Raw genomic sequence first — 9584 nt, forward strand, 5'->3', positions numbered from 1 at the left:
CCCAAAACAGACCAACGTAAGCTGACTCAAACCTTAACAAAACTTTATAAAATTTTAACAAAAAAACTAGCGCATTATTATTCAACAGGTTATAATTTCACCGCTTTTAAAGCAAGGAAATGCTCATTAGCTGAGCAGTCAATTACAAAAAATATAAATAAAACAGAAATTTATTTGACAGGATAATCGAAATGCGCTATTATAATCGGCATCTGGCATCTGGCATCTGGCCTGCCAAACCTACGCCCTAAATCTTTTTCAATATCATCGAAGTCAAAATCAGACTCAATTCTTATTTTTATCAGCGAAGTTATCGAAACCATCGAGCTTAGTGAACTCGCCAAGGCCGAAACTTTTATCTTCCTTATCAAAGTCATCGTTGCTCTTTGCACCGTTGTTGCTATTGCCGTATTCGTTTGATTCACAGGCATTATCGGCTTATACCTCAAGGGTAATTGAAGGCTCTGCACCGTATTTAACGTATGATAATGGTAGAACCAAAGCGACAACAACCGCTGATTTACTCAGTATTACATTATCAGATAATCGAACATTTACGCCATCCAATGGTTCAAGTGCGACCAACCCCATTGTATTACCCGTCGCAGGTCAAAGTTTTACTGATATTCATATGATGGTGCCACCATCAACCAATTCTGTTAGTTTAAGTGAGTTAGTGACAAGTTATCATTATTGGGGCGATGATGATGGGGATGGGCAGGGAACAAATGGTGTTACGGCAACAGGCAGTTTATCGGTTGCTATCACCGATAAAAACAACCGAGCTGTGGGGCGTGGTACGGTTTTAAGCATCTGCAATGCTCCCTATAAAGTCGTATTAAGTAGTAGTGCGGGGCGTTTAACCACACAATACGGGCTGCCAAATAGCAGTACATTCAGTGGTAGTACGGCAACGTATTATCTTAGCCCGCCACCATCACCAGGCATTTGTTACGCAAGGCCAGAACTTACTCGTCGCAGAAATACTTCTAACTGGGATCCTAATAGAGGATTTGCTACTCAATCTACTGAACCATCATCATATGATCTTAATTTCCCTAAAACTGGTGCTAATGGGTTGTACTTTGATTTAGATATTGTTGGTGTTGATGCAAACCAACTTAATTGGGCTCCAGTTACTCGCGGGGGAATAACAGTAACAGTAACGAGGATGACCGCAAACGATAGCTGGTTGCCTAATGGGTCAGAATTAGTAACACGGGTAACCTTAACAAGCAATCCATATCCAAGTTCATCGTCTGACACACCAAGTTTGCCGCAGGTGTTTGAGTTAGAGGGTAAAGACAGAAGTGGTAATACTGTTGTGAAATATGGATTTAAGATTAGAGTATGGAGTATCCCAAGAAGTTCTACTGTTCAACTAAATCATCTAAGGAGTTATTGCAGTAATTTGGGTTATCGAGTCCCAGACGGCGGGCCGTTAAATTCATTTTTCTCTGAATGGGGAATGGTAGGAAGTTATGATGGTACTCGTTTTTATAATGGTAGATATTTTACTAATTATGAAGAAGGAACGGGGGGTAGTTATCATTATGGATCTACGATTACGCCTAGTGGTAGTGCTAGCCGTATGCACCTTTCTGATGCCGCTGGGCGTTATCATAGGAAAGCCTACGGACTTTGTATGTCGTAACGGCTACAACTTTTATGGTTTTATGAGAATGGCAGTAGAGGATATATCATGTTTAAACGTAGTCGCATCTTGGGCTATTGTCGTCGTAGTGATAACCATAATGATTATAGTGCTACAGTCCGTGGTTTAGAGTTTTGTGTTTCATCTTCGAGGATTTTTATCTTGTGAAATGGTTAACTAATCAAAAAATAAAACTTCCCGACTAACAAGACTTAAAGTTTGCGCTTTTGCTCTAAACAGTAAAAGCGCAAATATAAAAACACCGATTTCAATACTGCATAATAGAAATTAATTATCGCAATCAAAGTAATAATCTTATAACTTGTTTAAATTTTAGAGTAAAATACAATCAATAAGTTATATTAATAATCATACCCAATTTTAGTCATAAAACAGATACATATTGATTATCAATTAAATAAAAGCTATACCAGTTTTATATAAATTGTTATCCGTTTCGATACAGAAGTTTCTATTGATTTTGCATTTGGAATTGTAGTTCAACATATAATGTTTAGCTTGGAGGAAGGACATGTATTTATTAGAAATGGCACCAAAATTTTTATTAGCTATATTTATTTTACTTATTTATGTCAAATTATCAGGAAAGAGTCAAATTGCGCCAATGTCGCAGCTCGATCAGGTTGGTAGTATGGTCATTGGTGCGCTAGTTGGGGGCGCGTTGCTTAGCCCAACAGTGTCACCTTGGGAAGCGTCTGGATTAGTTGCAATTTGGGCGGGTTTGCTTGTTTTAATTCGATTTATCAAATCTAAAAACTCACGTTTACGTGACACAATTGATGGTAAACCAATTCAATTAGTTAAAAATGGCAATTTAATAACGGATAATTTTATTAAAGCAAACTTACCAGTAAGGGATTTTGAAACATTAGTTAACATTCAAGGCGTTCCCTCATTTGGTGACTTAAAAGAAGTTTGGTATGAACTCAATGGTTCTTTAACCCTTATTAAAAAAGGTGATAAAGATATTGCTGTGCTCATTATTGAAAATGGTGCAATTAGTCAGGATAATCTTAAGCAGCTAAACAAAGATGAAGATTGGGTTAAACGCGAGATCACCAAACAAGGTTACGAAAAAATAGAAGATATTTTTTGCGCTGAATGGTTTGATAATAAGTTGATTATTTATCCTTATGATGCGGTTCGTGAAGGTAACAAATAATTATTTTTAGGGTGGATTGAGGTCCACCCATTTTCAACTCAATTACTTTATATCCACTGACTAATTAACGCAGTTGGCTATCTTTACTGCCACGGCGATTATATAGGCTTGATGCTTTGGTTAATTGCTTATCGATTTCTTGTTGGCACGACAGACAATATTGCACTCCGGGTAATGCTGCTTTTCTGGCTTCGGCAATAGGTTCTCCACACTCAATACAAAAATCAGCGCTAGTGGTACCGTGATTAAGTTGTCGTCTTGCGATTGCAATAGCATCAGCAATGGTGCCTTCAATTTGTTGATTAACCGCATCGTCAGATGCCCATCCACTTGCCATAAACAATTCCCCCTATAACTGAAATAGCTAATGAAAGAAATGGTGTTTTTTTATACTTTTTCAAGTAATATGCTAGCTAATGGTAGATTATTTTAATGTGAATGATAAAGCCGGTGTTAAGCAATATATAGATATATTGTTAAACATTATAAAACACCATAAAATCAGGAGGTTATCATGCAACAGTATGAACAAGCAACGTTTGCGGGTGGTTGTTTTTGGTGTATGGTTAAACCGTTTGATCAGTATGATGGGGTTATTGATGTGGTGTCGGGGTATACGGGAGGGCATGTTGTCAATCCAACCTACCAGCAAGTTTGTGCTGGTCATACAGGCCATACCGAAGCGGTACAAATCACGTTCGATCCTAAAATAATCACTTATAAAAAGCTTCTTGATATCTTTTGGCATCAAATTGATCCGACCGACTCGCAAGGTCAATTTGCTGATAGGGGTAATTCTTATCGTCCAGTTATTTTTTATCATAACGAATTTCAACACCAATTAGCATTGGTATCGAAACAAGCTTTACAAGAAAGTGGATGCTTTGATAAACCAATTAAGGTAGCCATTGAACCTGCAACTGCTTTTTATTTAGCTGAAGATGACCATCAACATTATTACATTAAACAGCCACAACATTATAATCGATATTACCAATTATCAGGGCGAGCCCATTTTTTGTCCGAGCATTGGACAAAAAATAAATAATAGGATGATTTAATCATGCAAAATTACCCACAATATAGTAGTAAACAAAAATGGATTCATTGGTTAACAATGATACTAATTGTATTTAGTTTTTTGCTTGTTACGTTTAATGTGACGTTGTCATCTTATTTAGGGGGGATGGCCAATATTTATTTATTACATAAATCCTTTGGCGTGCTGATTTTGGGCATCACATTTTGGCGTTTGCTGGTGATTAAGCGGCAAGGGGTGCCTGATGTGTTGCCAAAAGATCATAAACTACAGCGAATTTTGTCAAAATCGATACAGGGATTTATCTACATTTTATTAATTATTGTGCCACTTTCGGGCTATTTAATGAGTAGCCGATCGCTCAATGTCTTTGGCATTATCTCTATTCCTGCTATTGATATGCCCAATGAGGCTTATCAGGCATTTCACCAAACCCATAAAATGAGTGCGTATTTTCTTTCTGTTTTACTTATTGTACATATAGTTGCGGCTTTGTTTCATTATTTTTGGATTAAGGATAAAGTATTACAGTCAATGTTAAGCCGTAATTAATCAAAATAAATTAAAAATAACATAAAATAATGAAGGTGGTTTATGGAAAATACAATGAAACAAAAAGCACTGTCAAAATTAACACCCATGCAATACCATATTACGCAACGTAACGGTACTGAACCTCCTTTTGACAACGAATTTAACGCCAATTATCGGGAGGGGATTTATGTTGATATTGTATCGGGAGAACCGCTATTCACTTCATTAGATAAATTTGATTCGGGGTGTGGTTGGCCCAGTTTTTCTAAACCGATAGAAAAGGGCAATATTGTTGAAAAAAAAGATACCAGTTTTGGCATGCGTCGCACTGAAGTTCGATCGGCTGATGCTGACTCTCATCTTGGTCATGTTTTTAATGATGGACCAAAAGATTTAGGTGGACTGCGTTATTGCATCAACTCGGCTTCGTTACGGTTTATTCCAAAAGATGAGCTTGAAGAAGAAGGTTATGGGCAATATTTAAAGCTGTTTGATAAATCATAAATAAAAAGCGCCAAAACCAATCATTATAAAATAAGAAATCCTATCATCTTAGCCAAAAGATGATAGGATTGATAAAAACATAGTTAAATTAATTCTTTCGTTTAAATAAAATATAACTGATCAATAAAAACACAAAACTGGTGATCAGCGATCCAATAACAGGATAAATACCCATCACAATACTGATTTGAGCAAACAAATTATCGGCAATGTAAAACAAGAAACCAAAGCTAATGCCAATCAGCACACGAATCCCCATCGATACGCTACGTAACGGACCAAAAATAAACGACAAAGCTAACAACATCATCACCGCCACCGAAACTGGCTTGATAATTTTTTTCCAAAATAGTAAATCGTAATACTTGGTATCTTGCCCTGAAATTTTAAGGTATTGCGAATATTGATAAAGTCCTGAAGCCGACAATGATTCAGGATCAAAGGCGACAATACTGAGCTTATCGGGAGTAATATTCGTCTTCCAAGGCGTGGATACCATATTAACGCCTACTACTTTATTTGGATCTGTTAGCTCATTTCTTTCAACTTGCGACAAAGTCCAACTATCGTTTTCATAAACACCATAGGCGGCGTGGGTAATGGATAGTAGCTTATTTTCATCGACCGAATAGATAGAAATATTTGAAATCGAATTATCGTTATTTACATGCCCAATATACACATAATCATTACCATCTTTAGCCCAAAGACTGCCTTGTTCAGCCATCAACGAATTTCCATACAGTTTTTCAGAACGCATATTACGTGCAGTTTGTTCGCTAACTGGCGCAACCCATTCACCAATCGCCATGGTAATTAACACTAATGGTAAGGCTGTTTTCATCACTGCAAAGGCAATTTTAAAACGGCTAAAGCCGGAAGTTTCCATTACAATTAGCTCACTGCGTGACGCCAGCAAGCCCAAACCAATTAAAGCACCTAATAATGCTGCCATAGGAAAGAACACTTCCAAATCTTTTGGCACCATTAATAGAGTATAAATACCTACAGAAAACGCATCATAATCAACTTTAATTTTTCGCAGTTGATCAATAAAACGAATAATACCCGACAAACTAATAAGTAAAAAAAGGCTAACACCGATGGTGCTTAAAATAGTTTTACCAATATAACGATCTAAAATCGAAAACACGCTTTTCTCCTTAAGATGCCGTATATTTTAAGCGAAGTTTACGCATAAATAGGTTATCCCAACAATTCAAAATAAGCGCCAACACAAAATATCCTAAATTCAAAATATAAAACCATAATTCCGGATCTAAACGGCTTTTGCCTGCATTGGCTTTAATCGAACTGGCCGATAAAAAGTAAACCAAATACAGCAGTAAAGCTGGTAAAACTTGCGCAAGTCGCCCTTGGCGAGGGTTAGACACGCTCAATGGAATCACTAAAAATGCCATTAATGGTACTGAAATAATCAAGGTTATTCGCCAATAAAATTCAGCAGTAGCTTTTGGTGTATTGGTGTTTGCCAGCTCAAATAATCCCAATTGTTGAACATCAGTTTTATCTGTATCCTCGTTGGTTGACAACACCTTGGGTTTAATAATGCCTAAATAATTATGAAAGTTTGAAATTCGAAAATCCTTCAATTGCGCTGTGCCTTCATAACGATTGGCTTTTTCAAGGGTGATGATTTGATTACCTTCATCATCATGTCCAGTCTTTCCCTTATTAGCAATAACAATGGAAGGGCGTTGATTGGTTTTTGGATTGATTTGAGCAATAAATACATTTTCTAAATTATTATTATCTACATTACCAATATAAATCACCGAATTACCATCAGGTGTTTGTTGAAATTGCCCAGCCAACAATCCTGCTAAACTAGGGTTTATTTTAGCATTAGCAAGAAGCTGATCTTGCTTAGCGCTAGACCAAGGACCAAACCAAAGCGAATTGAGTGCCGTTAATATGCAGGTCAAAATACACAGAAAAAGCACCACTTGATAAGTCAAATTCTTCTTAACCCCGCAAGCATGCATCGCCACCATTTCGCTGTCAGAATAAAGGCGCCCAAAAGTTACCAAAACGCCAAGAAACAAGCTCAAAGGTAAAATAAGATCGGCCATATTTGACACGCCTAACACCAACAACGGCATAATTAATTCATGCGGGATCGAACCATCAATCGCACTTGATAAAATTCTAATTAATTTTTGAGAAAAGAAAATCAACAATAAAATAAATAAAATTGCCCCTTGGGTTTTTAATGTCTCTTTAACTAAATATCGACGAATTATCACAACTTACCTATACATGTTGATACAAAATCTGGCTATTATAATCTGATTTGCTTAGTTTTAGTTATCTTTTTGTTGCTATCCAATACTGAACCGATAAAATATTGACAATCCCCATCAATTTATAAAACGAGAAGCACAATGGAATTTCAAATAAAAAACAGCACTATTATAACCAAACAAAAAGCAGAGTGTTTAGTTATTTCAATTGATTCAGGAAAAAGTCAGTCAGATTTTGTTAAAGAAATCGACAAATCAACTAACGGTCTAGTAAGCCAGCTTATCAAATCAGGCGATATCAGCCACGAATTGGGCAAAACTACATTATTATATGCAACTAGCAGCAATCTAAAACAAAAACTCTTATTTGTTGGGTGTGGCAACGCTAAAGCATTTGACTTAATGCAAGCCCAAAAAGTCATTCAGGCTGTCATTAAAGAACTGCTTGCCAAAAAAATCAAAAGCATCGCGTGGGACTTATTGAATGTTAATCACACAAATAGCCTACAAATTGCCAAACAGCTACCGCAAATTGTTAGCGATATAACCTATCAGTTTGACGAATTCAAAACAACTAAAACTCCGGCACCAAGCCTAACAAAAGTGACATTATTGGTTAGTGAAAAAAGTATCTTAACAAAATTAACTAATAACTTGTTACAGGGTGAAATTATTGCTAATGCTATTACCGCAACTAAAACTATTGCCAACATGCCATCGAACGTTTGCAATGCAAAATATTTAGCTGAGCAAGGCAAACAACTTAGCAAAGTACATCCATCACTCAAAGTCACCTGCCTTGGTGAAAAAGAACTGGCAAAATTAAATATGAATGCCTACTTAGCTGTTGGGCGCGGATCGCAAAATGAATCGATCATGACCATTATTGAATACCAAGGCGCTAAAGACAAAAAAGCCCAGCCTTATGTGTTAGTTGGCAAAGGGCTAACGTTTGATTCGGGTGGTATATCTATCAAACCTGCCGCAGGCATGGACGAAATGAAATACGACATGTGTGGCGCTGCAACGGTTTATGGTGTTATGCAAGCTGTTGCAGAACTTAAATTACCGATCAATGTTGTGGGCGTTATGGCCGGCTGTGAAAACATGCCTGATGGCAATAGTTACCGCCCAGGTGATATACTCACCACTATGTCAGGCACCACGGTTGAAGTGATTAACACCGATGCCGAAGGACGCTTGGTATTGTGTGATGCTTTAACATATGTTGAACGTTACAATCCAAAAACCGTCATCGACATTGCCACCTTAACAGGCGCTTGTATTGTTGCTCTTGGTCATCACTATACAGGTGTTATGGGCAACAACGACAAATTAGTTGCACAATTGGTTAGCGCATCGCAAAAAGCTGGCGACAAAGCTTGGGCTTTGCCAATCGACAATGAATTCCAAGAACAGATCAAATCCACATGCGCTGACATTGTTAATGCCGGTGGGCGTGATGGTGGCACGATTACTGCTGCCTGTTTTCTATCACGATTTACTGAAAAGTACCAATGGGCACATTTAGATATTGCCGGCACTGCGTGGAAGTCTGGCTCCCAAAAAGGTGCAACGGGACGCCCTGTTGCTATGTTGATTCAATATCTACTTGACCAATAAATCGAGCCAGTATTTATGAAAAAAGTGATCTTCTATCTACTCGAAAACCAAACCGAAGCCAACGAATCAGGCGTGCTTTATTACGAAAAGCTAGCATGCCAAAAAATTGTCGAAGCTTGGCAAGCTAATTTACGTGTGCAAGTTGCATGTCAAGATCAGGCTCAAGCCGAGCGAATAGACGAATACCTATGGCAACTGAGCACTGACAGCTTTGTACCACATAATTTAGCCGGTGAAGGTATGAAAGGGGGATCACCAGTCGAAATTAGTTGGCCACAAAAACGCAGCAGCGGCCGCCGACCGCTGCTTATTAATTTACAAGAGCAGTTTCCAGAATTTGCCAATGTTTACCATGATATTATTGACTTTGTTCCAGTTGGAGAAGACTTAAAGTCCCAAGCACGGGTAAGGTATAAATGTTATAAAGAGGCAGGGTTTAACCTTAAAACTATATCGGTCACATGTGACTAAGGTGAAGTCGTTTTTAACCAAAAACACACCAACAAAAGCTCACTCCTCTATCATTAACAAAACTTCACAAAATTTTAACAAAAAAACTAGCACATCATTAATCAACCGGTTATAATTTAACCGCTTTCAAAGCAAGGAAATGCTCGCTAGTTGGGCGGTTAATTATATAAAATTGAAATAAAACAAAAATTTACTTGACAGGATAATCGAAATGCGCTATCATAATTGGCATCTGGCATCTGGCATCTGGCCTGCCAAACCTATGTTCTAAATCTTTTTCAATATCATCGTAGTCAAAATCAGACTCCATTC

11 protein-coding genes are annotated in these 9584 nt (G+C 37.5%); 8 read left to right on the top strand and 3 right to left on the bottom strand.

Translation table 11 applies throughout. The annotated features are described in order from the left end of the window. The 3 genes from GQ598_RS11150 to GQ598_RS10550 form a co-directional block, all read left to right on the top strand. Positions 1-186: hypothetical protein (locus GQ598_RS11150; protein ID WP_237410359.1), on the top strand; the 186-nt coding region annotated here is incomplete at its 5' end. 145 nt (positions 187-331) lie between these two features. After that, a complete protein-coding gene (locus tag GQ598_RS10545; RefSeq protein WP_160404083.1) occupies positions 332-1654 on the top strand; it encodes a hypothetical protein in 1323 nt (440 codons plus the stop codon). Positions 1655-2186: 532 nt separating this feature from the next. Continuing rightward, positions 2187-2837 (top strand): DUF421 domain-containing protein, encoded by a 651-nt coding sequence (locus GQ598_RS10550; protein ID WP_160404084.1) that lies wholly within the window; start codon positions 2187-2189, stop codon positions 2835-2837. 64 nt (positions 2838-2901) lie between these two features. On the opposite strand, the gene GQ598_RS10555 is transcribed toward GQ598_RS10550, so the two are convergent. After that, positions 2902-3174 carry a DksA/TraR family C4-type zinc finger protein gene (locus tag GQ598_RS10555; RefSeq protein WP_091346840.1) on the bottom strand — a complete coding sequence of 91 codons (273 nt, stop codon included), beginning with the start codon at positions 3172-3174 and terminating at the stop codon, positions 2902-2904. Positions 3175-3351: 177 nt separating this feature from the next. Here GQ598_RS10555 and msrA point away from each other — a divergent pair, with 177 nt between their 5' ends. The 3 genes from msrA to msrB are packed head-to-tail and all read left to right on the top strand — an operon-like array spanning position 3352 to position 4914. Continuing rightward, positions 3352-3885: a peptide-methionine (S)-S-oxide reductase MsrA gene (msrA, locus tag GQ598_RS10560; RefSeq protein WP_160404085.1), complete on the top strand. Its 534-nt coding sequence runs from the start codon at positions 3352-3354 to the stop codon at positions 3883-3885. A 15-nt stretch (positions 3886-3900) separates the two neighbouring features. Next, positions 3901-4428, top strand: a complete 528-nt coding sequence (locus GQ598_RS10565) for a cytochrome b (RefSeq protein WP_160404086.1) — start codon at positions 3901-3903, stop codon at positions 4426-4428. Positions 4429-4482: 54 nt separating this feature from the next. Further along, on the top strand, positions 4483-4914 hold the full coding sequence (msrB, locus tag GQ598_RS10570) for a peptide-methionine (R)-S-oxide reductase MsrB (protein ID WP_160404091.1): 432 nt from the start codon (positions 4483-4485) through the stop codon (positions 4912-4914). 88 nt (positions 4915-5002) lie between these two features. On the opposite strand, the gene lptG is transcribed toward msrB, so the two are convergent. Then, positions 5003-6067 carry an LPS export ABC transporter permease LptG gene (gene lptG, locus GQ598_RS10575; protein ID WP_160404087.1) on the bottom strand — a complete coding sequence of 355 codons (1065 nt, stop codon included), beginning with the start codon at positions 6065-6067 and terminating at the stop codon, positions 5003-5005. A 10-nt stretch (positions 6068-6077) separates the two neighbouring features. After that, complete coding sequence (gene lptF / locus GQ598_RS10580; RefSeq protein WP_160404088.1) at positions 6078-7181, bottom strand: LPS export ABC transporter permease LptF; 1104 nt, start codon at positions 7179-7181, stop codon at positions 6078-6080. Positions 7182-7319: 138 nt separating this feature from the next. Between lptF and GQ598_RS10585 the strand changes: the two genes are divergently transcribed. Together GQ598_RS10585 and GQ598_RS10590 are read left to right on the top strand one after the other, a co-directional pair. After that, positions 7320-8801 (top strand): leucyl aminopeptidase, encoded by a 1482-nt coding sequence (locus GQ598_RS10585; RefSeq protein WP_160404089.1) that lies wholly within the window; start codon positions 7320-7322, stop codon positions 8799-8801. Between the two features lie 15 nt (positions 8802-8816). Next, positions 8817-9272 (top strand): DNA polymerase III subunit chi, encoded by a 456-nt coding sequence (locus GQ598_RS10590; protein WP_160404090.1) that lies wholly within the window; start codon positions 8817-8819, stop codon positions 9270-9272. Positions 9273-9584: the final 312 nt, after the last annotated feature.

Source organism: Gilliamella sp. Pas-s95, from assembly GCF_009795795.1.
GTDB classification, from domain to species: Bacteria; Pseudomonadota; Gammaproteobacteria; order Enterobacterales; family Orbaceae; genus Gilliamella; species Gilliamella bombicola.